Genomic DNA, 24,834 nt, shown 5'->3' on the forward strand with positions numbered 1-24,834 from the left:
AGACGCACGCCGATAAGCTCTATTCCCCGGCCGCGTTTTATTTTTCAGCCGATGGAATAACCTTTAGCGTCGGACGTCTCCCTAGTCCCAGCGTAGCGACCAGCCAGACACCCATGCATGAACTCGACGAACAGTTACGTGAACTCATCCCCAGGCTGCGGCGCTTTGCCGTGTCCCTGACCCGTAACACCAGCAGCGCCGACGACCTGGTGCAGTCAACCCTGGAACGGGCGATCATCGCGTGGGCCGACAAACGCATCGAAGGCGATCTGCGCGCATGGCTGTTTTCGATCCTCTACCGGCAGTTCCTCGATGCCCATCGGCGCAGCCGACGCTACGCACGCATGCTCGAATTCTTCACCGGCCGCGACGATGCGCAGCCCTCGGTGGAACGCACGGTGATGGCCCAATCCACCCTGCAAGCCTTTGACCGGCTCAATACCGAGCAGCGTGCGCTGCTGCTGTGGGTGTCGGTCGAAGGCTTGAGCTACAAGGAAGTCGCCGAAATACTCGAGGTGCCCATTGGTACGGTGATGTCGCGGCTGTCCCGCGCCCGCCAGGCCCTGCGTCAACTCAGCGATGGCGAAATTGCCAGCCCTTCCCTGCGGATACTCAAATGATCAGCCTGCCCCCCAGCGAACGCGACCTGCACGCCTACGTCGATCACCAGTTGCTCGACAGTGACCGCCGAATGCTTGAAACCTGGCTGGCCAGCCACCCCGACGTGGCCGCCCAGGTGCACGCCTGGCAACAGGATGCGCAGTTGCTGCGCGCCTCGCTGAGCGGTGCCCTGCAACAGCCGAGCAACCCGGCACTGGACCCGGCGCTGATTCGCCAGCGCATCAGGCACCAGTCCCGCCGCCACTTCGCCACCGCCGCGCTGCTGCTGATTGCCGTCAGCCTCGGCGGGCTGGGCGGCTGGCACGCCCGCGAAGCCACCCAGCCGCCGCTGTTGCCGATGGCCGATGCCATGCAGGCGTATCGCTTGTTTGCCCAGGACGGCATCATGCCCGCCGACTACAACGCCCAGGACCGCAACACGATGCAGGCCTGGCTCGACCGCTATTTCAACCAGGCCCACCGCTTGCCCGATTTGAGCCAGGCGGGGTTCAAGCCGGTCAGTGGGCGCCTGCTCACCACCGATCAAGGCGCGGCGGCCATGGTGCTATACGAAGACACGCAAGGCCGGCGCATCAGCTTCTACATCCGTCCGCCTGGCCCGAACAACGGCTTCCTGCCGCGTGGCAGCCGCAGCGCCGACGGCTTGCAGGCCGACTACTGGTCGGGCGGTGGGTACAACTACGCGATGGTCAGCCCGGTGGATCAAGTGACTGCGCCACAAACGAAATTCTAAAAGCCAACGTCCAGCACCACGTTGTCCAGGTAGGTGCCGGCCGGCGGCGTGGGCTGGTCGGTGTAGATCCGGGCGTTGTAGTTGTACACCTGGCTGCCTGTGCCCAAGCCATTGCCGGGGTTGACCTCCGCCGTGGAACTGGCTCGCCGCGCCGCGCCAACGCTGCCCCAGCGCGTGGTGCCGGCACTTTTGAAAATGTCATAGGCCAGGTAGTTGGCGCCGGAAATCATCCGTCGTCGCCCACCGACGCTGACCGGGTTCTGGCCGTCGCTCAAGCCCACGGTGTAGGCGCTGCCCTTGGTGCAGGCGATATTGAGGGTCTGCCCGGTCACGGCGGTGAACCCGCTGACCACCGGCGCGCTGCCGAAGCTGATATTGGGGGCGGTGATCTGGCAGTCATTGGTCACGTTCATGCTCACGGTCAGCGATGCGGTGCCGCTGCCAATGTCACGCCCCGCACAGATGCCACCAATGCCAATCCCGGAGCAATAGTTCCAGCTCCAGGCAATACTCAGCGTCTCGGTATACACGCCTGCGGCGACGTTGCTGCCGATGATGCTGCTCAGGTACAGCGGCACGGTTTTCGCACCGGGCCCGGCGATCAGGCCGATGCTCTGGGCAATACCCCCCGCGCCGCCAAAATCGAACTGCGCGCCTCGGGTGATCGGGTAGCTGGTGCTGTTATTGCCATAAATTGTGTAGCCGATCACATCCCCGGTTGGGCCGAGCATGCCGGCCTGGGTCGAGGTGATCGTGGCATAGAAATGGTCGGTCGACACCAGCAGCGAGATCAGCGCCGGCGTGCAGCTTAGCCCGGCGTTGGTGGTGGAACTGGTCTGCGCGGCGGTGCGCACGGTCATCGAACTGATCGAGCCGAAACCGGCCGGCACCGCGGACACCACCGAGCACACGGCCAATACCTGGCCCGACCACAGCAGCCCTAACCCATACAGCCATCCGTTGCCCCTCACCCGCACTCTCCCTGTGCAATCCCTCATTGACAGACCAACGGCCCGATCAGCGGCACGTCCTGTTGTTGTTCATCGATGCTGAACGTCGCCTGGCAGCTGCGACCCTCGCCCAGGGTGACTTGCAGCGTGTTGTGGGCGCTGAGGTTTTCCAGGTAGACCAGGCCATCCCACCCGACCACCGCCTGGGTGTTGCTCTGCTCGTGCACCACCAGGCTGCCCAGCGGCAACTCCTGGTGCTGGCTGTCGACCAGGGTGATGCTCGCGGCGAGCACCCGGCGCAATGGAAACTCCAGCAGGTAGCCACTGCCACGGCGCACCGATACTCGCTGCTCCACGTTCGGGCTCTGCACATTCGGCGGCAGGTTGAGCGGGTCGATTTCATATTTGGCGCGGTAGTAGGCGCTGCTCCACGGCACCAGCAAGTGGCCCTTGCTGTCGGTCTCGCCAACCAGCTGGTTTTCATAGCGCACCGGAACCCCGGCGAACCCCTGGGTACTCACCACCACAAAGGCATCGTTGATACGGTTGGCGGCGAAGGTGTTGCCGCCCATCCACACCAGCGAGCCACTGGCATCGGCCCAGCGCGTCTCGGCGTCGCTGCTGCCATACACACCGGCCTGCAGCTGCACCGACTGCAAGCGCCAGGTCAGGTCGGCCTGCCGATAGGTGGGGCCGTCACCCTGGGCGTAGCCGAGGTTGTAGCCCACCCCGCCTTCGCTGGGCACCGCGCGGCTGTAGTTGATGCGTTGGCGACTGGCGCCGGCCTTGCTGCGCTCGGTACTCAAGGCCAGGCTGCCGTTGAGATCGAAGGGCACCACCAGTTGCGCCTGCATCGCCCAGTTGCTGTCACCGATTTCGCGGTTGGCCGACAGGTACACACTGGAATTGCGCCACAGCGGTTTGCTCCAGCTCAGGTTGAGCAGGCGCGTGCGCGAATCATCCGCCGCCTGCACATCAAAATAGCCCAGGCCGAGGCTGCCGAACCGCTCGAGGTTGAGGCTCAGGGTGACTTGCTCACTGCGCTTGCTGAGGCTGGCGTACGGCGTGTCGACCAGGGTCAGGTCGGCATACGCGTCGCGTCGTTCGACGCGTTGGTACATCAGGCTGTAGCGCGTGCTGTTGTACTGATAGCCAAGGCTCAGCTGCTGGCCGCTGCGGCTGTCGAACTGGCTCTGGCTGACGGCGGTATTGAGCACGCCGAAATTGCCCAGGCGCAGGTTGCCGCCCAGCCCGCCGAGGGTCAGGTCGCTGGACGCTTCGGCATGGCTTTCCAGGGTCAGGTTGTCGGAGTACCCATAGCGGAACGTGCCGCTGGCCACTCCCGGCCCATAGCCGAAATCGCGCACGGTGTAATCACGACGCAAGGTCCCGGCCGCCACGGAGAAATCCGTCAGGCCCTGTTGCAGCAAGGTGCTGGTGACATAGAACGGTACGGTGGTCGACACCTGGCGGCCGAGGGCGTCGGTGGTGACCACCACGGCCTCGCCGGCGCCATTGATGAACGGGATGTTGGTCAGGGTGTAAGGCCCGGGTTGCAGCTGCGCGCTTTCGGATTTGTAGCCGTTGATAAACAGGTCGACCGACGAGGGCACCGCCGCCTCACCGGCAAATTGCGGCAAGGGGTACGTCACCAGGTCCGGGCGCACGGCAAAGTCCCGCGACAGCTGTACCCCGCCCAGGCGCACCGAGCTGCTCCAGGGCAAGGCGCCGCTGATCACATCCCCGGCTTCGTAGGTGAGCAGCCGTTCATCATCGGAGAAGCGCCAGGTAGTGTCGTAACGCCGGTAACCGTTGTTGAGCGTGCTGTTGCTGAGCCCACTGGTCAGGGTCTGGCGCAACTGCCCGGTGTTGGACAAGGTGCCCCAGTTATCGAACAGACGCACCTCATTCCAGGCCGCGAGGTAGCTGCCGCCTTCGTCGGTGTCGTTGAAGTACACGTCATAGTTGAGCAAAGCGCCGAAGCTGCTCATGGCTTGGGTGCGCGGGTAGGTGTTGCGGTTGCCGATGAATTGCTCCTGCAACCACCCCGGCGGCACATCCAGCAGCAGGCGCTGGCCATTGCTGTCGTAATCGCTGTGCAGGCCAGGCACCTTGTCCAGGGCCACGCTGCCGTCGGGATCACCCGGCAGTTTCATGCCCACGTCTTGCAAGGCGCTGGCCGGCACATAGAGCTGCCCGGCGCGTTGCTCGACCGCGATGACACGGCCGGTGTCCATCTGGTTGACCACCAGTTGCAAGAACAGCTGCGCATCGGCGACCGCCTCCATGCTGCTCGGTGGCGGCGGCAGGTCGCCCGCTACCGCAGCGCCCCACAGCCCACTTGCCACTGCCACCGATGGCCATATACCACGAGCCCAACCACGACTCATCATGGCGTTGCGTCCTTCAATGGACATCTCCATCCTGTCAAAACCCGGGCATGCGCCCGTCCCGCGAGATCCCGCTTAGCGTTTTGGCGCCAGGCTCTCCAACTGCGCTGCACCGTTGACCCTGACCTGCAGCGGCTGGTCAGCCGACACGGCCTCCGGCACCGGCCAGCGCATGGTCGCGCCAGGCAGCACATAACCGAGCAGCCCTTCCACCAGCGGCCGGGTCTGCCCGCCTTGTTTGAACGAGGCATCCGTCAAGCGCGCGTGCACGGCGCCCTGGTTATGCACCTCGATATAGCTGCGCCCGGCCACATTGACTTTCTGCCAGCTCAGTTGCGGTTTACCCGCACCCTTGGGGTCGCGCTGGCGCGTGGCGTCGTCCTTGCTCCACAGGCCAGCGCCATAGGCAAACAACGGCACCGAGTAGCGCATCTGGAAACGAATCGCCGCTGCGGTGTTCTTGCCCTCCGGTGGCGCGGGCACCTGCAACGCCGAGGGGATTTCATCGATGATGATGCGATAGGCCAATTCCTGTCCGGGCGGCACTTCACGGGTGCGTGTCAGGCGCACCAGTTGCTTTTGCCCCGGCTCGATCTTCGCCACCGGCGGGCTGCCGATCACATCGCGCTGGTTCTGGTATTGCTCGTCGAAGCCGTTCTGGCTCCAGGCAAACACGCGGACCTGCAGGTTGGCCGTCTCGCTGCCACGGTTCTCCAGCCACAGCGCACTGGCCTGTTGGTCGGCCTCCAGCACCGGGTCAATGGGCCAGATCAGCACCGAGCTGGCCGCTTGCGCGAGCCCGGTCGTGCCCAAGGCACTCAAGACAACACCCGCGGCCCACAACCGCCGGGAAGGTGAACGCATAACACCACTCCTTCAATACCGTAGCCCTACCACGACAGCTGCACCTGCAGCGTGTCGCTGTATATCCCCCCAGGCTGATTGCCTGGTAATACCACCCGCCCGTAAATCGGCAGGCTGATGTCGTTCGCATCGCTGTAGCTGACGCTGACGCTCTGACTGATCCCCAGGCTCTGGCTGAACGCCGCATCGCGAAACAATTGGTAAGCCACCCGCGCGCTGCCGCTGTTAAGCTGCAGATTGCGCCCGGTGCTGCTGTGCAGCCCGCCGTCGACACTCATGCTCAGCGCCACACCCGGCGTGCATTGCAGCGTCACACCGCCGGTCAGCGCAGCGGTCACGGTGCTGGTGGCCAGGGCCGAATAACTGCCGTAGGCCAGCGTGCCGTAGTTGCTCCCGCCGCCCACGATCAGGCACCCCGGCGTGATGGTCGCGCTGACCTGGAAGCTCTGGCTGGTCACGGCCGACAACGGCAGCGGCAACGCCAGCCCACACGCCAGCAACAGTGCGCGCCGCCTCATTAGAAGGTCAGTTCCACGGCGACGGTGTCGGTATAGACGCCGGCCGGCAGCCCCGCCTTGCCCACCGCACGCCCATACAGGCCCACGGTTTGCGCCACACCGGTGCTCGCGGCGAGGGTAATGACGCCGTCGATCGCCAGCAGCGAAGAGAAACCGCTGTCGGTGTAGAAGTCATAGGGCACGAAATTACCCGCGCCATCGGCCAATGCTCGGGTCCCCCCTGGAGAAGCACCATCATGGGCACCGGCGCGCACTTTGACCGCGGGCGTGGTGCCCGCCGAACACAGGATCGACAACGCCCCGCCCGTACCGGTACCGCCCAGCAACTGCGCATTGGCGCTGGTAAACAGGCTGTTGGTCGTACCGAAGTTGAGGCTACCGAAGTTCAACCCGGTGGCGGCACCGGAACCGTTGACCTGGCAGCTTGCGATCAATGTCAGGCTGGAGCTGATCTGCCCGGTCACGGTGGTCGCGGCGTTGAGGCTGGAGGCCATCGCCAGGCCCAGGGCACAAACGCCTAATCGAGATACGAGTACATGCATGATATCCATCCTCATGGTTTACCAATCCAGAGTCACCGTCAGGGTGTCTGTATAGATGCCGGCCGGTAGGGCCCTGGTATTCGCCACCACGGAACCGAATACCGGGATCGGTACCTGGGTGCCATGGGTCACGGCGAAATTGCGTTGCTGGCCGATGCTGTAGGTGCTGCGGCCCAAAGGATCGGCCGACAGCCGATACGGTATGGTGTGGCGGCCATTGCTCAGGCGCCGCGTGGTGCCGTCGCCGTTGGTGCCACCGTCGATGGTCACGGTGAAGCTGCTGACCACCGAGGGGTTGCAGGACACTGACAGCGGTGCCTTGTCGGTGTCGGAAATGGCCGCACCCAACGTGTCGTTCCAGGTCGGCCCTTGCTGGCCGAAATCCAGGCGCGCGGTACCGCCCTCGGGTGTAACCGGTGCGGTTTGCGTGCCCTTGCTGACTTCGCAACTGGCGGTGATCACCAGCCGCGCGTGGATCTGCCCATTGACCACGCCGGCCTGCGCGCATTGCGCCAGGCACAGCAAACTGCCCAGGGCCGTCGCGGCCAGAGAGCGGCTTACCATGTGACCGTGACCTTGAGCAGGTCGGAATAACGCCCGACTGCCGGGATGTCTTTGAGCGGTTCGATACGGCCATACAGCGGCAGGTCGACGGAGCCGGTGTCCGGCACGCGGCCGCTGACGGGCACGTTCACCGGTAACGGAATCAACCGCGCGGCATCGGCATAGATGCGATAGGGAATGGGTTTGCTCGCAGGCGTTCCGTTGGTGAGATAACGCACCTCGCCGACACCGCCATGCAGGCCGCCGTCAACGCGCACTTGGTAGGGTGTGTCGGGATTGCATTCCAGGCGAGGCTGACGCTGGCTGATCAGCGCCGCGCTCAACGGGCCGGCCGGGTCATCCAGACGCGGAACACGGCCAAAGTCCAGAACGCCAAGCTGCTCGATGCCCGCAGCGCGTGTGGTGCCTACCAACTGGCAACCGCGCTGCACGACGATACGCACCTCCACCTGGAGCTGCGCGGCGAAAGCCGTGTTGCAGAGCATCGCGCCGATGATCGCCAGTACTGTTCGTTCCTTCACAGCCCCAAATCCTTGTACAGGGGTGACTCCTGAGTACAAGGGTAGTCACTGGGGTGAAATCTGCCAGTCTGGCCAGGAAAACCCACGCGCCATGCCCTTTTGAGATGGCTGGGTGCATCCTGGCTATTGGTCAAATCGTGGCGAGCATCCTAAAGTGAGCAACCACCGAAACAAGAGTGACGCGCTTTGACCGTGCTTTCCCTTATCCGGCGCCTGCTGGGCACTCAACCCCCGCGTGCGGACACCTCGGCTATCCCGGCATTTTTCCAGCACAAGGCCGCGCAACAGGGCTACATCCTGAGTGCCGGACAAACCCGCGCGATTGCCGCCCTGACCCGCGAGACCGAGCACCTGCTCAGCGGCGAGCCCACGCGTGGCGTGTACCTGCACGGCCCGGTGGGGCGCGGCAAAAGCTGGCTGCTCGACGGTTTTTTCCAGGCGCTGCCGATCGCCGCCAAGCAGCGCGTGCACTTTCACGACTTTTTCGCCGCACTGCACCGGGGCATGTTCCAGCACCGCCAGCAGGACGATGCGCTGGCCGTGGCCCTGGACCAACTGCTGGCGGACTGCCGCGTGCTGTGTTTCGACGAATTTCACGTGCACGATATCGGCGATGCCATGCTCATCAGCCGCTTGTTCAAGGCCTTGTTCCAGCGCGGCGTGCTGGTGCTGGTGACGTCCAACTACGCGCCCGAGGGCCTGCTGCCCAACCCGTTGTACCATCAGCGCTTCAAGCCGGTGATCGACCTCATCGCTGCGCGCATGGAGGTCTTGGAAGTCAGCGCCCCCGAGGATTTTCGCCGCCGGCCCCAAGCCCATACCGAGCAGCGCTTCAGCAGCGGCCAGTACGTCTGGCCAGGCAGCGCGGCGCAACGTGCGACGCTTGGGCTGCCCGCCGCAGATTGCCCGGCGTTGCCGCTGGCCGTCGGCAACCGGCAGTTGCAGTGCCGGCGCCGTGAGGCGCGCAGCATCGCCTTCACCTTCAACGACCTGTGCGAGCAGCTCACCGCCGTGATGGATTACCTGCTGCTGTGCCAGGACTTCGACCACTGGGTCATCGACGGCCTGCCCCACCTGGCCGACTGCCCGATTGCCGTGCAGCAACGCTTTATCAACCTGATCGACGTGCTCTACGACCGCGACAAACACCTGGTCCTGATCGGCGAGCAACCGCTGGAGCAGGCCTTGAGTGGCAAGGCCATCGACCTCGCCCGTACCGCCAGCCGCCTGGGGCAATTGCAAGGGTACAGCGCGCAACCTGCGCCCGACCCGGTATCATGAGCGCCTTTTCACGCCCCTTTGCCGAGTGACCGCGCCGTTGATCAATACCCTCGCCCAACTCAAGGCCGGCCAATTGGCCGGTGCCACACGCCTGGACCTGGCCTGCGGATTGACCGAATTTCCTCGGGAGATCTTCGAACTGGCCGACTCGCTGGAAATCCTCAATCTGACGGGCAACGCCTTGAGCAGCCTGCCGCACGACCTGCACCGCCTGAAACACTTGCGTGTGCTGTTCTGCTCGGACAACGCGTTCACCGAACTGCCGGACTGCCTGGGCCAGTGCGCCACGCTGAGCATGATCGGCTTCAAGGCCAACCAGATCCGCCACGTGCCTGCCGCCGCCCTGCCACCCCAGTTGCGCTGGCTGATCCTCACCGACAACTGCATCGGCGAACTGCCCGACGCACTCGGCCAGCGCCCCCTGCTGCAAAAACTGATGCTGGCCGGCAACCAACTCACGCACTTGCCGCCCAGCCTGGCCCAGTGTGAAAACCTTGAGTTGATCCGCATCGCGTCCAACCGCCTAACCCACCTGCCCCACTGGCTGCTGACGATGCCGAGCCTGACGTGGCTGGCCTATGCCGGCAATCCGGTGGAAATGACCGTGGACGTGGCGGGCGATGACGTGACAGCGAATATTGCCTGGGCCGAACTGGAACTGGGCGAAGTGCTCGGCGAAGGCGCCTCGGGGATTATTCGCAAGGCGGTGTGGACGCCCCATGCGCTGCCGGTGGCGGTAAAACTGTATAAAGGCACGATCACCAGCGACGGTTCGCCGCTGCACGAAATGCAAGCGTGCATTGCCGCTGGGCTGCACCCCAACCTGATCACGGTGCAGGGGCGCGTCGTCGGCCATCCCGATGACCAGGCCGCGCTGGTGATGGACCTGATCGACCCGAGCTACCGCAACCTCGCGGCGCTGCCGAGCCTGGCGTCCTGCACCCGGGATGTGTACGAGCCTGCCACGCGCTTTAGCCTCGACGTGGCATTGCGCATAGCCCGCGGCATCGCCTCGGTGGCGGCGCACCTGCACCGGCACGGCATCACCCATGGCGACCTGTACGGCCATAATATTCTGTGGAATAGCGCGGGCGAGTGCTTATTGGGGGATTTTGGCGCGGCGTCGTTTCATGCCACCGCAGACACCCTGGAAACCAGGGCGTTGCAGCGCATTGAAGTGCGCGCATTTGGCGTGTTGTTGGGGGAGTTGCTGGAGCGGGTTGAGACGACGGTGGCAGGCGAACTGCAAGCCCTGCAGCAAAGTTGCTGCCGGCCCGACGTGCTGGCACGCCCGAGCTTCGAAGAAATCGAAGCCCTGCTGCACTCTATCCAACACCACTAATCAATGTGGGAGGGGGCTTGCCCCCGATGACGGCGTATCAGCCACACTATTTGTGTCTGACCCACCGCTATCGGGGGCAAGCCCCCTCCCACATTTTTTACCGCGTTTAGCCAGCCAGCCCGACGAACATATCCTGCACGTCATCATGGTTGTCCAGGCCTTCCAGGAAGGCTTCGACTTCGGCCATCTGCTCCTCGCTCAAGCCCGTCACCGGATTCTTCGAGATGTAGCCCAGCTTGGCCGACAGCACGGTGAAACCCTGCTCCGGCAAGGCTTTTTGCACAGCGTCCAGGTCGGTGGTTTCGGTGATGAACAGGCTGGTGCCTGCTTCCTCGCCCTCTTCGAAATCCTGGGCGCCGGCTTCGATGGCGGCCATTTCCGGGTCAGCGTCCGGGGTGTCCGGCGACGCTTCGATCAGGCCGACGTGGTTGAAGTCCCAGGCTACCGAGCCCGAAGCCCCCAATTGGCCCTTGCGGAACGCTACGCGGATTTCGGCCACGGTGCGGTTGATGTTGTCGGTGACGCATTCGACGATCAGCGGAACCTGGTGCGGGGCAAAACCTTCGTAGGTCACGCGGTGGTACTGCACGGTTTCACCGAGCAGACCGGCGCCCTTCTTGATCGCGCGGTCCAGGGTTTCCTTGGGCATCGAGGCTTTTTTGGCCTGCTCCACCACCAGACGCAAGTGGGCGTTGGTCGAGGTGTCCGCACCGTTGCGGGCGGCAATGGTGATTTCTTTCACCAGCTTGCCGAAAATCTTGCCCTTGGCATTGGCTGCCGCTTCTTTATGTTTGACTTTCCACTGTGCGCCCATGACTCACTCTCTGCTGTCCATCGCGCCGAAACGTCTACTGGCCGGCGCTTTGGGGGCAGAGTTTATAGCGCAAGAACGCATCGTTCCACCAAAAACCCTCAAGGCGCCAACTCGAAAAACGCCTGGATCAAGCGCAACGCCCGGCGCCGCTCCAGGCAGCCGAGGCTATGGCGATTCAGCAGGCCATCGCCGAGGATCGGCACCGCCCGCACGCGCGGGTCCTGGCTGACCTCCATCGACGACACCACCCCGACGCCCAACTCGGCAGCCACGGCCTCGGTCACCGCTTCGCGGCTGTCCAGCTCCAGCAGCACCCTGGGCCGGACCTGGGCGGCCAGGCACGCCTCGTCAAAGGTGCGCCGGGTGATGGAGCTGGGCTCGCGCAGCACCATGATCACCTCGTTCAACTGCGCCAGTTCAATGCCCTTGGCCTGCGCCGCCCACGCATGCGCCGCCGGTACCAGCGCACAAATGCGGGACTCGCCCAAAGGCTGCAGGTGCAGGCCGTTGCGCGGTTCCACTTCGGTCAGCACCGCCACGTCGGCATGTTCCGACAACAACGCCGCGAGGGTTTCTTGTGCGTTGCCCAAGCGCAGGTTCACCGTGATGCCGGGATAGCGCGCGCGCAGGCGGGCAATCATCGGCATCACCAGGTGCGGGCCGTCCGCCGCCACTTCCAGGCGCCCGGTGAGCAGCTGGCGGTTGGCCTCGAGCATGGCTTGCGCCTCGTCCACCAGGCCGAAAATCGCGCGAGTGATCGCCGCCAGGCGGGCGCCCTCTTCGGTCAACTCCACCCGCCGCGCAGTGCGGCGCAGCAAGGGGATCTGGTAGTGCTCTTCCAGGGCCTTGATATGCCCGGTCACCGCCGGTTGGCTGATGAACAGCCGAGCGGCGGCACGGGTAAAACTGCCCTCGCGGGCCACGGCATCGAATGCGCGCAGTTGGAACAGGTTCATAACTATCGGCCTCACTGATAGCTCGCATAACAACAAACAATTTGATTGATAACAAGCCAAACTGCAATTTAGGCGCCGTAGAGTCGACCCGTTGTTTTGCGAGGACCCGAGATGAACCCTGCCGCGCCACTGCTGCTTACCCCCGGCCCCCTGACCACTTCACACCGCACCCGTCAGGCGATGATGGTGGACTGGGGTTCGTGGGATGAGCGTTTCAACCAACTCACCGCCAGTGTTTGCGAGCAGCTGCTGGCGATCATCCATGGCGCCGACCGCCACCATTGCGTGCCGTTGCAAGGCAGCGGCACCTTCGCCGTCGAAGCCGCCATCGGCACCCTGGTGCCGCGCGACGGCAAGGTACTGGTGCTGGTCAACGGCGCCTACGGCAAGCGCCTGGCAAAGATCTGCGACGTGCTTGGCCGCGCGTTCAGCACCTTTGAAACCCTGGAGGACGAACCCACCGCCGCCGCCGATGTGGACCGCCTACTGCACGCCGACGCGTCCATCACCCATGTCGCGGTGATCCACTGCGAAACCAGCACCGGCATCCTCAACCCGCTGGCGCAGATCGCCGAGGTGGTCAAGCGCCACGGCAAGCGCCTGATCATCGATGCCATGAGCTCGTTCGGCGCATTGCCGATCGATGCGCGCGAAGTGCCCTTCGACGCATTGATCGCCGCCTCCGGCAAATGCCTGGAAGGCGTGCCGGGCATGGGCTTTGTGTTCGCCGACAAAACCGCGCTGGCCGCCAGCCGAGGCAATGCTCACTCCCTGGCGATGGACCTGTTCGACCAGCACCGCTACATGGCCCAGACCGGTCAATGGCGCTTCACCCCGCCCACCCATGTGGTCGCCGCCCTGCACGAAGCGCTGTTGCAATACCACGAAGAAGGCGGCCTGCCCGCGCGCTATCAACGCTACGCCCAAAACTGCCAGGCACTGCTGGAGGGCATGGCCGAACTGCGCCTGCGCAGCTTTCTGCCGGCGGCGATCCAGGCACCGATCATCGTCACCTTCCACGCCCCTAAGGACCCGCGCTACCAATTCAAGGCGTTCTACGAAGGGGTCAAGGCCAAGGGTTTCATTCTGTATCCGGGCAAGTTGACCCAGGTTGAAACCTTCCGCGTGGGCTGTATCGGCCAGGTCGATGCCGCAGGCATGCAGGCCGCGGTCCAGGCCATCGCCGAGGTGCTGCAAGACATGCGCGTGCTCGACATCTGATCTCCCCTACCGACAGGATTTGCACCATGAACTATCAAAACCCCACCGCTCTGCAGGCCGTCATTCTCGATTGGGCCGGCACCGTGGTCGACTTCGGCTCGTTTGCGCCCACGCAGATTTTTGTCGAGGCCTTCGCCGAGTTCGACGTACAGGTTTCCATCGAAGAAGCCCGCGGCCCGATGGGCATGGGCAAGTGGGATCACATCCGCACGCTGTGCGACCAGCCAGCGGTTGCCGAACGCTACCGCAAGGCGTTCGGCCGTACCCCCACGGACGACGACGTAACGGCGATCTACCAGCGTTTCATGCCGCTGCAGATCGAGAAAATCGCCGAGCACTCAGCCCTGATCCCCGGCGCCCTCGAGACGCTGGCCGGGCTGCGCGCGCAAGGTATCAAGATTGGGTCCTGCTCCGGCTATCCCAAGCAAGTGATGGACAAGGTGGTCGCCCTGGCCGCCAGCAACGGCTACATCGCCGATCACGTGGTCGCCACCGACGAAGTCCCCAACGGCCGCCCATGGCCGGCCCAGGCCCTGGCCAATGTGATCGCGCTGGGCATTGACGATGTGGCGGCGTGCGTGAAGGTCGACGACACCGTGCCGGGCATCCTCGAAGGCCGACGCGCCGGCATGTGGACCGTGGCGCTGACCTGCTCCGGCAACGCCCTGGGCCTGACCTACGCGCAATTTCGTGCGCTGGACAGCGCCACCCTGGCCAGCGAGCGCCAGCGTATCGAAGCAATGTTCGAAGGTTCACGCCCGCACTACCGGGTGGACACCATTAGCGATCTGCCGCAGGTGATCGCCGACATCAACGCGCGCCTGGCTCGCGGAGAAATGCCGCAAAGCCACTGACCGAGATCAAGGCAACCGCAATCGCAACAGGCGAAGCGCTTGAAACAGGCATACAGTTAACCTACTCCGTCAAAGAACGGAGGCATGCCCTGACAAGTGAGGAACCCAGCAATGCCGTGGAAAAATTCCGATACGCGCTACAGCACCATGTCGATTGCGTTGCACTGGCTGATGGTGGTGCTGCTGGCGGTGGTTTACGCCTGCATTGAACTGCGCGGGCAGTTCCCCAAAGGCAGCGGCGCACGCACGCTGATTGTGGAAATGCACTTCATGCTAGGCCTGACCGTGTTCGTACTGGTGTGGTTGCGCCTGTTTGCCCGCAGCCTGGGCGTTGCGCCGAAAATACTGCCGGCGCCGCCGCAATGGCAGAGCCTGCTCGCAACGCTGACGCATGGGGCGCTGTACGCGCTGATGATCGGCATGCCGATTGCCGGTTGGCTGATCGTCAGCGCCGAGGGACATTCGGTGATGTTCTACGGCATGGAATTGCCGCCGTTGATTGGCGAGAACAAGGCATTGGCCAAGCAGATCGAGGGCTGGCATGTGTGGTTTGGCAAAGCCGGCTATTGGCTGATCGGGCTGCATGCGCTGGCCGGGATCTTTCATCACTACGTACTGCGCGACAACACCGCGTTGCGCATGATGCCAGGCAAGAGCGGGCATTGAGCTAGGCGTTAAAACCTCGGCGGCCCTGCAAGCCGCCGGTGTGGATGAAGATCAGCCGGGTGCCAACCGCGAAGCGTCCGGCCTCGATCTGCTGCTTCAACGCCAGCAGCGCCTTGGCGGTGTAGAGCGGCTCCAGCGGAATACCGCAGGCCTGTTGCGTGCTGGTCATGAACTCCAACAATAGCGGGTCGACCTTGGCAAAACCGCCACGGCTGGCGTCAAGCAAGTGGTAGCCGTGTTGCACGATGGCGTTGACGTTCTGCGCCACGCCGTGATCGTCCGGCACCGCCATTGCGCCGTACACCGCATGCGCCCCCGCCTCGGCCAGCGCCAGCCCGGCCAGGGTGGTTCCGGTGCCAGCTGCCAGCCACCAGGCGTCGTAATCGGCCCAGCCCAGGTTAACCAACTGCGCCCGCGCCTGTTCCAGCAATACGCCGCAACCAATGGCCCCCGTCAATCCACCACCGCCTTCAGGCACGGGATACAACTGCGGATACTGCTCGCGCCAGGGCAGCCAGAACCCCGGCGCATGCCGCTCGCGATAACCGCCATACCCCAGCCAGTGCAGGTGCATGCCGAAGGCTTTCAGGTCGAGTACGGTGGGCGTGTCCTGGGGATGGCCACGCAACAGGCCGACGGTGGCAAAACCAAAGCGCTTGCCCGCCGCCGCCAGCGCATGCAGATGGTTGGAGTAGGCACCGCCAAGGCTGATGATGCCGCTGGCACCGGCCTGTTGCGCCTGGGCCAGGTGGCCGCTGAGCTTGAACCACTTATTGCCGCTGATCAGCGGGTCGATGCGGTCCAGGCGCAGCACAGCCAACTCGACCCCGTGCAGCCAGTCCAGCTGCACGGGTTCAAGCGGGGCGTTGGGCAGCCAATCGAAGGGACCCATAAGGGCATATCTGCATGAAAAAGGAGCGGCAGTCTACCACCGCTCCTTGTCTTCACAGCTCGGCGGCGAGGCGCGAGCCCTGATTGATGGCGCGCTTGGCGTCCAGCTCGGCCGCCACATCGGCACCACCAATCAGGTGCACGTTCTGCCCAGCGGCGACCAGGCCGTCGTGCAGTTCGCGCAGCGGGTCCTGGCCGGCGCAGATGACGATGTTGTCCACCGCCAGCACCTGAGGCTCCCCCTCGGCGCCGATGCGGATGTGCAGGCCGTCATCATCGATCTTCAGGTATTCGACGCTGTTCAGCATCTGCACCTGCTTGTTCTTCAAGCCAGTACGGTGGATCCAGCCGGTGGTCTTGCCCAGGCCGTCGCCGACCTTGGACGCCTTGCGTTGCAGCAGGAACACCTCACGCGCCGGCGCATGCCGCTCGGGCTTGATCCCGGCGACGCCGCCACGGGCCTCGAGCTGGGTGTCGATGCCCCACTCTTTCCAGAACGCTTCACGGTCCAGGCTGGTGGACACGCCCTGATGCACGAGGAATTCCGACACGTCGAACCCGATACCGCCCGCGCCAATCACCGCCACGCGCTTGCCGACCGGCTTACGTTCGAGGATCACGTCGAGGTAACTGAGCACCTTGGCGTGCTCCACGCCCGGGATCGCCGGGGTGCGCGGCGCGATACCGGTGGCCAGGATCACCTCGTCATACCCGCCCGCTACCAGTTGCGCCACATCGACACGGGTGTTGAGGCACAGTTCGACATGGGTGGTCTGCAGTTTGCGCTTGAAGTAGCGCAGGGTTTCGAAAAACTCTTCCTTGCCCGGCACGCGCTTGGCGATGTTGAACTGGCCGCCGATCTCGCTGGCGGAATCGAACAGCGTCACCTGGTGGCCGCGCTCGGCAGCCACCGTGGCCGCCGCCAGGCCCGCAGGCCCGGCGCCAACCACCGCGATTTTCTTGATCTGCTTGACCGGCAGGTAATTGAGCTCGGTTTCATAGCACGCCCGCGGGTTGACCAGGCAGGTGGTCAGCTTGCCGCCAAAGGTGTGGTCCAGGCATGCCTGGTTGCAGCCGATGCAGGTGTTGATCTCGTCGGCACGCCCAGCCGCAGCCTTGTTGACGAACTCCGGGTCGGCGAGGAACGGCCGCGCCATGGAGACCATGTCGGCATCGCCTTCGGCGAGGATCTGCTCGGCCACTTCCGCCGTATTGATGCGGTTGGTGGTGATCAGCGGAATCTGCACCGCGCCGCGCAACTTGGCGGTGACCTTGCTGAACGCACCACGCGGCACCTTGGTGGCGATGGTCGGAATACGCGCTTCGTGCCAGCCGATACCGGTGTTGATCAGGGTCGCGCCGGCCTGCTCGATGGCCTTGGCCAGCTGTACGACTTCTTCCCACACGCTGCCGCCTTCGACCAGGTCGAGCATCGACAGGCGGAAAATAATGATGAAATTCGGGCCTACCGCTTCACGCACCCGGCGCACGATTTCCACGGCCAGACGCATGCGGTTTTCAAAGCTGCCACCCCAACGGTCGGTGCGGTGGTTGGTGTGGGCGGCGAGGAACTGGTTAATGAAATAGCCTTCAGAGCCCATGATTTCGACGCCGTCGTACTCGGCGACCTGGGCCAGCAGCGAACAGGTGACGAAATCCTGGATCTGCTTCTCGATGCCTTCCTCGTCCAGCTCCCTGGGCTTGAACGGGTTGATTGGCGCCTGGATGGCACTCGGCGCCACCTGCTTGGGGCTGTAGGCATAACGCCCGGCGTGCAGGATCTGCATGCAGATCTTGCCTCCGGCCTCGTGCACGGCCTGGGTGACGATCCGGTGCTTTTGCGCTTCTTCGTCGGTGGTCAGCTTGGCCGCGCCGGCATACACGCCGCCCTCATCGTTCGGGCCGATGCCGCCGGTCACCATCAGGCCCACGCCGCCACGGGCACGCTCGGCGAAGTAAGCCGCCATGCGCTCGAATCCGCCGGGCTTTTCTTCCAGACCGGTGTGCATGGAGCCCATCAGGGTGCGGTTGCGCAGGGTGGTAAAACCCAGGTCCAACGGGGCCAGCAAGTGCGGGTAGGCAGCAGCGGTCATGGTACAGCTCCACAACGGATCATCACGGGACGTGGAGCGCTCGAATGGCACCCCATCGGTTTATGTCCCACAGACTAAGAGGCGATCACCTACCGCTCAATGACCGAAACTGACAACTTATTGATCCAAATGCACAGCACCCCTTGGCAAGCCGGTCCATGGGCCCTACCCTGTCGCGAACCCTGTCTCCGGTCTGCTGTCTGTTGCCCCATGCGCAAATTACTCGTGTTCACCGTCACCATGGCCCTGGTTGCCGCCCTCGCCGCGTATCTGGTCTGGACCCAGGAGCGCCCCGTGGCGCATTACCTGTCGGACCTGCGCATTACCCTCGCCGTCAATGAAGGCCAACCGGCCGACCGTGGCAACCTGCTGGGGATCCAGCCGGAGCTGTTTCCCGCCGATTACCAGAGCCTGGAACGCCTGCACCTGAAGCTCTCGGCCTATCTGCAGAAGGCCCGTGAGATGGGCTTGATCAACGACAAGACCATCGTGGTGCTGCCGGAGCACATCGGCACTTGGTTGATGCTGGCGGGTGAGAAAGACGAGCTGTACCAGGCCACCCACCTCAAGGATGCGATGAACTGGCTGTCGATCAGCAACCCGGTGCCGTTCCTGCGGGCCTGGATCAGCGCCACCGGCGACAACCGCATGGACGATGCGTATTTGCGCATGAAAGCGCCGGGCATGGCGCGCGATTATCAGGTGCTGTTCGGCGGGCTGGCCAAGGAATTCGGCGTGACCCTGGTGGCCGGCTCCATCGCCCTGCCCAACCCCAGTGTGAGCCAGGGGCAACTGCAGGTCGGCCATGGCGCGCTGTACAACGTCAGCCTGGTGTTTGCCGCCGATGGTCTGCCCTTGGGCCAGCCGCAGCGTCAGTTGTACCCGATCTACGACGAACGCGGCTTTATCGAACCCGGCGATGAAAACATCGTCAGCGTGGTTGACACCCCGGCCGGGCGCCTGGGCATCCTGATCGGCAGCGACAGCTGGTACCCGGACAACTACCGCAAGCTCAACGAACAGTCGGCCCAGCTGATTGCAGTACCGGCCTACGTGACCGGGCGCGATACCTGGGAGCGTCCGTGGCGCGGCTTCAAGAGTGTGTCGACCCCGTCTGAAGTCAGCCTCAAGCCCGAAGAAACCAGCGAGGGCGAAGCCTGGCGCCGCCTGACCCTGATCAGCCAGCCGCCCATCAGCCAGGCCACGGCGGGCATGAGCGTGTTCCTGCGCGGGCAGTTCTGGGACCTGGGCAGCGCCGGACAAAGCTTTCTCAGCCACAACGGGCAATTGTTCGCCGACGGCGATGCCCGTGGCGCGCGCCTGCTGAATATCTGGCTGTAAGCGCGTGAAGCCGGTGCGCCTGGGGGATTTGTCGGTAGGCTTCGTGCATACCTTGGCCGATGCCGTCCATAGCCACGGCCTGGACCCGCAACCCCTGTTGCTGCAATACGGCCTGGACCCTGCACGCCTGGCCGAAGCGGGGGCGCGTTTGTCGATCCCGCGCTATATGCGCCTGGGCCATGCGGCCATCCAACTGACCGGCGATCCGGGCCTGGGCCTGCGCATGGGCCAGCTCAGTCGCCTGAGCCAGGCCGGGCTCGCCGGTGTCACCGCAGCCCAGGCGCCGAATGTGCGTGAAGCTGCGCGCACGCTGACGCGTTTCGAACCTTTGTATGGCTCCAACTACCGCGGACAATCGAGCTTTCATGAAGACGCCGAAGGCGCCTGGCTGAGGTTCTATTCCATCAGCCCCTACAATGCCTATAACCGCTTTGTGGTGGACTCGATCATCGCCGGCTGGCTGCATCAACTGTCGAGCCTGGCGCAACAACAGGTGCAGGCCCAACGCATTGAAATCGAGTTCCAAGCGCCCGAATACAGTGAGCTGTATGACGTGCTGGGGGACGCACCGGTGCAGTTCGGCGCCGAGAACAATCAACTGCGCCTGAGCCAACCCACCCTGGCCCTGCGAAACCCGCAGCACTGCCCAAGCACCTGGCAACTGTTGCTGCAGCTGTGTGAACGGGAACTGGAGCAACTGACCCGCACCCGCAGCCTGCGCGAGCGCATTACCCGTTTGCTCGGCCCCATGCTCAATGGGGGTCGGGAACCCGACCTGGAGGAAGTGGCGGCACGCTTGAAGCTGCCCACCTGGACACTGCGACGCAAACTGGCCGACGAGGGTACCCAGTTTCGCGCGATTCTCAACGACACCCGCCGCGACCTGGCCATGACCTACATCCGCGACACGGAACTGGCCTTTGGCGAAATCGCCTATCTGCTCGGTTTTGCCTCGGCCCAAGCCTTCCAACGCGCCTTCAGGCGCTGGAACAACCAGACCCCAGGGGAATTTCGCCGCAGTCAGCGGCATTCCGCCTGAAGTCGGGCTTACAGCTCGGTGGCATCGTCGACCGGATCCAGCGGGTCGAATTCGAATGCCTGGTACTCCAGCAGTTCTTCCTGGTAATCGTCCATGGGGACTCCTTGTTGAGTTAAACGCGGCCGCACGATTAATGACCTGCATGACCAGCCTAAAGTGCCGCCATGACGAAAAAATGTCTGCGCTGTTACATTCCTGTCTTTAAACGTGCCAGCGGCATGCTGATTTAAATGGCGCGCTTTAGGTGCATCTGCAATCATTGCAATTGCAATCATATGCCGCATTCCGTTAGGGTAGACGCATCTGCTGCCCGGAACACGCCCATGTCCACCTCTACCGCAAACGCCGCGCAGTGGTGCATCGACGCACTTAGCACCTGCGCCTACCCGCGCAACTCGCCGCTGTATACGGTCATGACCATGGCCAGCGCGCTGGAATTCAGCCGACAAGCCTGGGTGATTCGCGGCCAGTCGCGCAGTCGACGCGTGGGCAACTGGCCCACTTGGTTTGCCCGCAATACCGGCGAAAAACCCATGCTCTACCTGCACAGCGCAACGTCATCTGCGCAGCTGTGCGCATTGTCAGACCACACCGCCCAGCGCGGCATCCTGTGCAATGACAGCGAAACCCAACCGTCCCCCTGGCCGAAGGGCGCGCAACCGTCGCTGCCATTGTGGCTGTCGGCCAACCCACACTGCACCCCCTACGATCCCGCCTCGGGTGAAGAAGCACGGACCATCGTACTGGCCGGGTTGCGCACGTTATATGTCGACGGCAAGCCGGGGTTTTATTACCTGGCGCTGCATGATCAGGAAAGCGCCATCGCAGCGCAGACGCTAGATCGTGAAGGCATGATCAAGGGCATGTATCCGGTTCGGGGCCTTGCAAGCGCGCAGGCTGTGCGCTTGCTAGGTGCGGGCCGGGCCTTGGACGAGGTCTTGCACGCCGCACAGTTGCTGGAACATGAATGGGGCATTACGGCACAGGTATGGAGTTGCCCCAGTTACACACGGCTGGCGCGCGAGGCACAGGCCGCTGAACGCTGGAACCGCCTGCATCCGCATGCACCCAGGCGCAGCTGCCATTTGCGCGACTGCCTGGCGGGGAGCCGAACACCGGTGATTGCCGTCACTGGTTACCCACAGGCGGTCGTCGACCCGTTGGCGGCGTATGTGGATACCCGCTTCGTAGCGCTGGGCGCAGGCTCGGTGCAGGCAGCAGCACCGAACCGTTATTGGATTGCAAGCCTGGCGCTAAAAGCCTTGGCCGATGACGGGCATCTGGACACACGCAAAGCAGAAGATGCCCTGCGACGCTATTGCCTGAAATGAGCCGGCATGCAGCACTTCGCTGCACTCAGGTTTTGCGTCGACCGCGGGTTTGCACACCCGCATCCATCGCCAGCCCCGCCGTGCGCTCCAGCGCATCGGCAAAGGCCTGGCGCTGCTCGGGCTCGATCTGCGACAAGAACAGCTCATCCACGGTGCTTTCGTAGATTTTCCACATCTTTTTGCGCAGGGTGCGGCCCGCCTCGGTGATCGAGGCAAACGCCGCTCGGCCATCACCGTCGGAACGCGAGCGCACCACCAGGCCGTCTTTTTCCAGGCGGTCGACCAGACGTGTGAGGTTGTAACGCTCAATGGCCAGCACATCGGCCAGTTCATGCATGCGGCGGGTACCTTCAGGGCCGCTTTCCAGCCCCCACAACGCGTCGTACCAGGCATACGGCGGCAGTTGCGCCTCGGCCAACCGGCGCTCGATCTCACGGATGACCGTCCTGTGGGCCCTGACAAAACGGAACCATACATCAGGCTCTTTCGACGACATGCAACACCATCCGGGGATTTTCAAGAAGGTTGCAATAGTAGCTCATCCCAGGCTAAATTCCGGCATGTCGTTGCAATTGCAACTATATTGCAGCACTCCCACAAGGAGTCCGTCGCCTGGAATCCGCCTACTCTGGAGCCATATATGAACCCCAATAACGCAGCATCTCTGGACAACGATCCACAGGAAACCCGCGAGTGGCTGGACTCCATCGAATCGGTGCTGTCTACCGAAGGTCGCCCCCGCGCCCACTACCTGATCGACCAACTGCTGGATTTCGACGTAGCGCGCCACGGCGACTTTTATGGACGGGTGACCACCCCTTACGTCAATACCATTGCGCTCGACCGCGAGGTGCCCTACCCCGGCAATCTGGACATCGAACGCCGGACCAATGCGTTTATCCGCTGGAACGCCATGGCGATGGTCCTGCGTGCCGGCAAACACTCAGGCGTCGGTGGGCATATTGCAACCTATGCGTCAGCCGCGGTGCTCTACGACGTAGGCTTCGACCATTTTTTCCGTGGTCGAACCGATACGTTCGACGGCGATCTGGTGTACATCCAGGGCCACTCCTCCCCAGGTATCTACGGCCGCGCTTATCTGGAAGGCCGTATCAACGAAGCCCAGCTGGATAACTTTCGCCGCGAGGCCGGTGGCGAAGGCCTGTCTTCCTACCCTCATCCACGGCTGATGCCGGACTTTTGGCAGTTTCCAACGGTGTCCATGGGGCTCGGCCCGATCACTGCCGCTTACCAGGCGCGCTTTATGCGCTACCTGGAATTTCGCGACCTCAAGCAACACCAGGGTCGCAAGGTGTGGGCGTTCCTCGGCGACGGCGAAATGGACCAGCCGGAATCCCTGGCCGCCATCTCCCTGGCGGGGCGCGAAAAACTCGACAACCTGATCTTTGTAGTGAACTGCAACCTGCAGCGGCTGGACGGCCCGGTGCGCGGCAACGCCAAGGTGATCCAGGAATTCGAAAGTTTGTACCGTGCCGCCGGCTGGAATGTGATCAAGGTGATCTGGGGCGGTGGCTGGGATGCGCTGCTGGAAAAGGACCACAGCGGCCTGCTGCGCCAACGCATGATGGAATGTGTGGACGGCGACTACCAAAATTACAAATCTCAGAATGGCGCCTACGTACGCGAGCATTTCTTCGGCAAGTATCCGCAGCTGCTGGCACTGGTTGCAGACATGTCCGACGACGATATCTGGAAGCTCTCACGGGGCGGTCATGACCCGGCCAAGGTCTACAACGCCTACGCCGCCGCGGTACGCCACAAGGGCCAGCCCACTGTGATCCTGGCCAAGACCGTAAAGGGCTTTGGCATGGGCGAGGCCGGCGAAGGCCAGAACATCAATCATCAGTTGAAAAAGATGGGCGCCGAGGCGGTAAAAGCCTTCCGTGATCGCTTCGGTCTGGACGTGGCCGATGACCAGCTCGACGAGATTCCTTACCTAAAACCCGCCGCCGACAGTGCAGAAGCCCACTACTTCAGCGCCCGGCGCCAGGCCCTGGGCGGACACGTGCCCGCCCGGCACAGCAGCGTCGCCCCTTTGACGATCCCGCCTTTGTCCGTATTCGCCACTCAGCTCAAGGACACCGGCGAGCGCGCTATTTCCACCACCATGGCGTTCGTCCGCATCCTTGGCACCCTGCTCAAGGACCCGCATTTGGGCAAGCTGATCGTACCCATCGTGCCGGATGAGTCGCGCACCTTCGGCATGGAAAGCCTGTTCCGGCAGATCGGCATCCACTCCGCCGTCGGCCAGCTTTACACTCCGCAAGACGCCGGCCAACTGAGCTACTACAAAGAGAGCAAGGACGGACAGATCATGCAGGAAGGCCTGAATGAATCGGGAGCCATTTCCTCATGGATCGCGGCGAGTACGTCCTACAGCAACCACGGCCTGATGACCGTGCCTTTCTATATCTTCTACTCAATGTTCGGCTTCCAGCGCGTTGGCGACCTGGCCTGGGCGGCGGGAGATGCGCGGGCCCGAGGGTTTCTGCTGGGGGCCACGGCCGGGCGCACCACCCTGATGGGAGAAGGGTTGCAGCATGACGACGGGCACAGCCATATCCTGGCGTCAGTGATTCCTTGCTGCGTGGCCTACGACCCGACCTTTGCCTACGAGCTGGCGGTGATTATTCGCGAGGGCATGCGGCGCATGTACGTCGAGCAGGAAGACATTTATTACTACATCACCCTGCTCAACGAAAACTACCCGCACCCGGCAATGCCCGAAGGCGTCGAGACTGGCATTCTCAAGGGTATGTATCCGTTGAGCACCCACCGCCAATCATGCGTGCAACTGATGGGCAGTGGTTCGATTCTGCGTGAAGTGATCGCCGCAGCTGCGCTGCTTGAGCGGGACTTCGCCGTGCACAGCGATGTCTGGAGCGTCACCAGCCTGACTGAACTGCGCCGCGACGGGCACGCGATGGAACGCTGGAACCTGTTGCATCCGAGCGATGAACCGCGCCAGAGCTATGTGGAACAGTGTCTCGCCGACAAGACCGGACCGGTGGTGGTCGCTACCGACTACATGAAACTATTCGCCGACCAGATTCGCCCCTTCGTACACGGCCGCCGCTTTGTGGCGCTGGGCACGGATGGTTTCGGGCAGTCGGATACACGCGAAGCGTTGCGCGAGTTTTTTGAAGTAGATCGACATTTCATCGTGCTGGCGGCCCTGAAGGCCTTGGCAGATGACGGCGTGATCGGCCGTGACAAGGTCGTGGACGCCATCAGCCGCTACGGGATCAATGCCGACAAGGCAGATCCCGTAACGGTCTGAG

General features: G+C 63.4%; 24 protein-coding genes. 11 read left to right on the forward strand and 13 right to left on the reverse strand.

Features of this window, described 5'->3' with window-relative positions; all coding sequences use genetic code 11:
- The first annotated feature begins 113 nt into the window (after positions 1-113).
- Together C4J94_RS16735 and C4J94_RS16740 are read left to right on the forward strand one after the other, a co-directional pair.
- On the forward strand, positions 114-620 hold the full coding sequence (locus C4J94_RS16735; RefSeq protein ID WP_124387197.1) for a sigma-70 family RNA polymerase sigma factor: 507 nt from the start codon (positions 114-116) through the stop codon (positions 618-620).
- Positions 617-1,354, forward strand: coding sequence for an anti-sigma factor (locus C4J94_RS16740; RefSeq protein ID WP_124387198.1), 738 nt, complete (start codon positions 617-619; stop codon positions 1,352-1,354). The genes C4J94_RS16735 and C4J94_RS16740 overlap by 4 nt, the downstream gene beginning before the upstream one ends.
- Here C4J94_RS16740 and C4J94_RS16745 read toward each other — a convergent pair.
- From C4J94_RS16745 to C4J94_RS16775, 7 genes are all read right to left on the reverse strand, one after another.
- Entirely contained in the window at positions 1,351-2,352 is a 1,002-nt protein-coding gene (locus C4J94_RS16745; RefSeq protein WP_177413456.1) for a spore coat U domain-containing protein, read from the reverse strand. The two genes, C4J94_RS16740 and C4J94_RS16745, sit on opposite strands and share 4 nt — an antisense overlap.
- On the reverse strand, positions 2,349-4,697 hold the full coding sequence (locus C4J94_RS16750; RefSeq protein ID WP_124388998.1) for a fimbria/pilus outer membrane usher protein: 2,349 nt from the start codon (positions 4,695-4,697) through the stop codon (positions 2,349-2,351). Before C4J94_RS16750 ends, C4J94_RS16745 begins: the two co-directional genes overlap by 4 nt.
- A gap of 72 nt (positions 4,698-4,769) precedes the next feature.
- Positions 4,770-5,558: a molecular chaperone gene (locus tag C4J94_RS16755; RefSeq protein WP_124387199.1), complete on the reverse strand. Its 789-nt coding sequence runs from the start codon at positions 5,556-5,558 to the stop codon at positions 4,770-4,772.
- 26 nt (positions 5,559-5,584) lie between these two features.
- The gene (locus C4J94_RS16760; protein ID WP_124387200.1) at positions 5,585-6,076 is read right to left on the reverse strand and encodes a spore coat U domain-containing protein; all 492 of its coding nucleotides are present in this window, start codon (positions 6,074-6,076) and stop codon (positions 5,585-5,587) included.
- A complete protein-coding gene (locus C4J94_RS16765; RefSeq protein ID WP_124387201.1) occupies positions 6,076-6,618 on the reverse strand; it encodes a spore coat protein U domain-containing protein in 543 nt (180 codons plus the stop codon). Before C4J94_RS16765 ends, C4J94_RS16760 begins: the two co-directional genes overlap by 1 nt.
- A gap of 18 nt (positions 6,619-6,636) precedes the next feature.
- The gene (locus tag C4J94_RS16770; protein WP_124387202.1) at positions 6,637-7,182 is read right to left on the reverse strand and encodes a spore coat protein U domain-containing protein; all 546 of its coding nucleotides are present in this window, start codon (positions 7,180-7,182) and stop codon (positions 6,637-6,639) included.
- Positions 7,176-7,667 (reverse strand): spore coat U domain-containing protein, encoded by a 492-nt coding sequence (locus tag C4J94_RS16775; RefSeq protein WP_124388999.1) that lies wholly within the window; start codon positions 7,665-7,667, stop codon positions 7,176-7,178. Before C4J94_RS16775 ends, C4J94_RS16770 begins: the two co-directional genes overlap by 7 nt.
- Positions 7,668-7,889: 222 nt before the next feature.
- Between C4J94_RS16775 and zapE the strand changes: the two genes are divergently transcribed.
- Together zapE and C4J94_RS16785 are read left to right on the forward strand one after the other, a co-directional pair.
- Entirely contained in the window at positions 7,890-8,984 is a 1,095-nt protein-coding gene (gene zapE, locus C4J94_RS16780; RefSeq protein ID WP_124387203.1) for a cell division protein ZapE, read from the forward strand.
- Positions 8,985-9,024: 40 nt separating this feature from the next.
- Positions 9,025-10,326: a protein kinase gene (locus C4J94_RS16785; RefSeq protein WP_124389000.1), complete on the forward strand. Its 1,302-nt coding sequence runs from the start codon at positions 9,025-9,027 to the stop codon at positions 10,324-10,326.
- Positions 10,327-10,432: 106 nt separating this feature from the next.
- On the opposite strand, the gene C4J94_RS16790 is transcribed toward C4J94_RS16785, so the two are convergent.
- Both C4J94_RS16790 and C4J94_RS16795 read right to left on the reverse strand, forming a co-directional pair.
- Complete coding sequence (locus C4J94_RS16790) at positions 10,433-11,140, reverse strand: YebC/PmpR family DNA-binding transcriptional regulator (RefSeq protein ID WP_124387204.1); 708 nt, start codon at positions 11,138-11,140, stop codon at positions 10,433-10,435.
- A gap of 98 nt (positions 11,141-11,238) precedes the next feature.
- On the reverse strand, positions 11,239-12,096 hold the full coding sequence (locus tag C4J94_RS16795) for a LysR substrate-binding domain-containing protein (protein ID WP_124387205.1): 858 nt from the start codon (positions 12,094-12,096) through the stop codon (positions 11,239-11,241).
- A 111-nt stretch (positions 12,097-12,207) separates the two neighbouring features.
- Between C4J94_RS16795 and C4J94_RS16800 the strand changes: the two genes are divergently transcribed.
- The 3 genes from C4J94_RS16800 to C4J94_RS16810 all read left to right on the forward strand — a co-directional run bounded on the left by C4J94_RS16800 (position 12,208) and on the right by C4J94_RS16810 (position 14,837).
- Positions 12,208-13,317: a 2-aminoethylphosphonate--pyruvate transaminase gene (locus C4J94_RS16800; RefSeq protein ID WP_124387206.1), complete on the forward strand. Its 1,110-nt coding sequence runs from the start codon at positions 12,208-12,210 to the stop codon at positions 13,315-13,317.
- Between the two features lie 26 nt (positions 13,318-13,343).
- A complete protein-coding gene (gene phnX / locus C4J94_RS16805) occupies positions 13,344-14,171 on the forward strand; it encodes a phosphonoacetaldehyde hydrolase (protein ID WP_124387207.1) in 828 nt (275 codons plus the stop codon).
- A 111-nt stretch (positions 14,172-14,282) separates the two neighbouring features.
- Positions 14,283-14,837: a cytochrome b gene (locus tag C4J94_RS16810; RefSeq protein WP_124387208.1), complete on the forward strand. Its 555-nt coding sequence runs from the start codon at positions 14,283-14,285 to the stop codon at positions 14,835-14,837.
- A gap of 1 nt (position 14,838) precedes the next feature.
- On the opposite strand, the gene C4J94_RS16815 is transcribed toward C4J94_RS16810, so the two are convergent.
- A complete protein-coding gene (locus C4J94_RS16815; RefSeq protein ID WP_124387209.1) occupies positions 14,839-15,729 on the reverse strand; it encodes a 1-aminocyclopropane-1-carboxylate deaminase/D-cysteine desulfhydrase in 891 nt (296 codons plus the stop codon).
- A 52-nt stretch (positions 15,730-15,781) separates the two neighbouring features.
- Positions 15,782-17,821 (reverse strand): NADPH-dependent 2,4-dienoyl-CoA reductase, encoded by a 2,040-nt coding sequence (locus C4J94_RS16820; protein WP_124387210.1) that lies wholly within the window; start codon positions 17,819-17,821, stop codon positions 15,782-15,784.
- Between the two features lie 210 nt (positions 17,822-18,031).
- On the opposite strand from C4J94_RS16820, the gene C4J94_RS16825 reads away from it, so the two are divergent.
- Positions 18,032-19,162: a carbon-nitrogen hydrolase family protein gene (locus C4J94_RS16825; protein ID WP_124387211.1), complete on the forward strand. Its 1,131-nt coding sequence runs from the start codon at positions 18,032-18,034 to the stop codon at positions 19,160-19,162.
- Positions 19,163-19,166: 4 nt separating this feature from the next.
- Complete coding sequence (locus C4J94_RS16830) at positions 19,167-20,201, forward strand: AraC family transcriptional regulator (RefSeq protein WP_124387212.1); 1,035 nt, start codon at positions 19,167-19,169, stop codon at positions 20,199-20,201.
- A gap of 8 nt (positions 20,202-20,209) precedes the next feature.
- Here the strand turns inward: C4J94_RS16830 and C4J94_RS16835 are convergent, their stop codons facing one another.
- Positions 20,210-20,476, reverse strand: coding sequence for a hypothetical protein (locus tag C4J94_RS16835; protein ID WP_124387213.1), 267 nt, complete (start codon positions 20,474-20,476; stop codon positions 20,210-20,212).
- Between the two features lie 48 nt (positions 20,477-20,524).
- Between C4J94_RS16835 and C4J94_RS16840 the strand changes: the two genes are divergently transcribed.
- Positions 20,525-21,532, forward strand: coding sequence for a pyruvate dehydrogenase (locus tag C4J94_RS16840; protein ID WP_124387214.1), 1,008 nt, complete (start codon positions 20,525-20,527; stop codon positions 21,530-21,532).
- A 25-nt stretch (positions 21,533-21,557) separates the two neighbouring features.
- Here the strand turns inward: C4J94_RS16840 and C4J94_RS16845 are convergent, their stop codons facing one another.
- Positions 21,558-22,028, reverse strand: a complete 471-nt coding sequence (locus C4J94_RS16845; protein ID WP_124387215.1) for a MarR family winged helix-turn-helix transcriptional regulator — start codon at positions 22,026-22,028, stop codon at positions 21,558-21,560.
- 144 nt (positions 22,029-22,172) lie between these two features.
- Here C4J94_RS16845 and aceE point away from each other — a divergent pair, with 144 nt between their 5' ends.
- On the forward strand, positions 22,173-24,833 hold the full coding sequence (gene aceE, locus C4J94_RS16850; protein ID WP_124387216.1) for a pyruvate dehydrogenase (acetyl-transferring), homodimeric type: 2,661 nt from the start codon (positions 22,173-22,175) through the stop codon (positions 24,831-24,833).
- The last annotated feature ends 1 nt before the right edge of the window (position 24,834 follow it).

The sequence above is a fragment of the Pseudomonas sp. R5-89-07 genome, from assembly GCF_003851685.1.
In the GTDB taxonomy this organism is placed as follows: Bacteria; Pseudomonadota; Gammaproteobacteria; order Pseudomonadales; family Pseudomonadaceae; genus Aquipseudomonas.

What these genes read in the sequence shown, in the direction of transcription:
- C4J94_RS16810 (WP_124387208.1), top strand. Translation starts at nt 14,283, where the DNA reads ATGCCGTGGAAAAATTCCGATACGCGCTACAGCACCATGTCGATTGCG.
- C4J94_RS16770 (WP_124387202.1), bottom strand. Translation starts at nt 7,182, where the DNA reads ATGGTAAGCCGCTCTCTGGCCGCGACGGCCCTGGGCAGTTTGCTGTGC.
- aceE (WP_124387216.1), top strand. Translation starts at nt 22,173, where the DNA reads ATGAACCCCAATAACGCAGCATCTCTGGACAACGATCCACAGGAAACC.
- C4J94_RS16820 (WP_124387210.1), bottom strand. Translation starts at nt 17,821, where the DNA reads ATGACCGCTGCTGCCTACCCGCACTTGCTGGCCCCGTTGGACCTGGGT.
- C4J94_RS16825 (WP_124387211.1), top strand. Translation starts at nt 18,032, where the DNA reads ATGCGCAAATTACTCGTGTTCACCGTCACCATGGCCCTGGTTGCCGCC.
- C4J94_RS16765 (WP_124387201.1), bottom strand. Translation starts at nt 6,618, where the DNA reads ATGCATGTACTCGTATCTCGATTAGGCGTTTGTGCCCTGGGCCTGGCG.
- C4J94_RS16845 (WP_124387215.1), bottom strand. Translation starts at nt 22,028, where the DNA reads ATGTCGTCGAAAGAGCCTGATGTATGGTTCCGTTTTGTCAGGGCCCAC.
- C4J94_RS16835 (WP_124387213.1), bottom strand. Translation starts at nt 20,476, where the DNA reads ATGATTGCAATTGCAATGATTGCAGATGCACCTAAAGCGCGCCATTTA.
- C4J94_RS16735 (WP_124387197.1), top strand. Translation starts at nt 114, where the DNA reads ATGCATGAACTCGACGAACAGTTACGTGAACTCATCCCCAGGCTGCGG.
- C4J94_RS16740 (WP_124387198.1), top strand. Translation starts at nt 617, where the DNA reads ATGATCAGCCTGCCCCCCAGCGAACGCGACCTGCACGCCTACGTCGAT.
- C4J94_RS16755 (WP_124387199.1), bottom strand. Translation starts at nt 5,558, where the DNA reads ATGCGTTCACCTTCCCGGCGGTTGTGGGCCGCGGGTGTTGTCTTGAGT.
- C4J94_RS16790 (WP_124387204.1), bottom strand. Translation starts at nt 11,140, where the DNA reads ATGGGCGCACAGTGGAAAGTCAAACATAAAGAAGCGGCAGCCAATGCC.
- C4J94_RS16775 (WP_124388999.1), bottom strand. Translation starts at nt 7,667, where the DNA reads ATGCTCTGCAACACGGCTTTCGCCGCGCAGCTCCAGGTGGAGGTGCGT.
- C4J94_RS16745 (WP_177413456.1), bottom strand. Translation starts at nt 2,352, where the DNA reads ATGAGGGATTGCACAGGGAGAGTGCGGGTGAGGGGCAACGGATGGCTG.
- C4J94_RS16815 (WP_124387209.1), bottom strand. Translation starts at nt 15,729, where the DNA reads ATGGGTCCCTTCGATTGGCTGCCCAACGCCCCGCTTGAACCCGTGCAG.
- C4J94_RS16800 (WP_124387206.1), top strand. Translation starts at nt 12,208, where the DNA reads ATGAACCCTGCCGCGCCACTGCTGCTTACCCCCGGCCCCCTGACCACT.
- C4J94_RS16840 (WP_124387214.1), top strand. Translation starts at nt 20,525, where the DNA reads ATGTCCACCTCTACCGCAAACGCCGCGCAGTGGTGCATCGACGCACTT.
- C4J94_RS16795 (WP_124387205.1), bottom strand. Translation starts at nt 12,096, where the DNA reads ATGAACCTGTTCCAACTGCGCGCATTCGATGCCGTGGCCCGCGAGGGC.
- C4J94_RS16750 (WP_124388998.1), bottom strand. Translation starts at nt 4,697, where the DNA reads ATGATGAGTCGTGGTTGGGCTCGTGGTATATGGCCATCGGTGGCAGTG.
- C4J94_RS16760 (WP_124387200.1), bottom strand. Translation starts at nt 6,076, where the DNA reads ATGAGGCGGCGCGCACTGTTGCTGGCGTGTGGGCTGGCGTTGCCGCTG.
- phnX (WP_124387207.1), top strand. Translation starts at nt 13,344, where the DNA reads ATGAACTATCAAAACCCCACCGCTCTGCAGGCCGTCATTCTCGATTGG.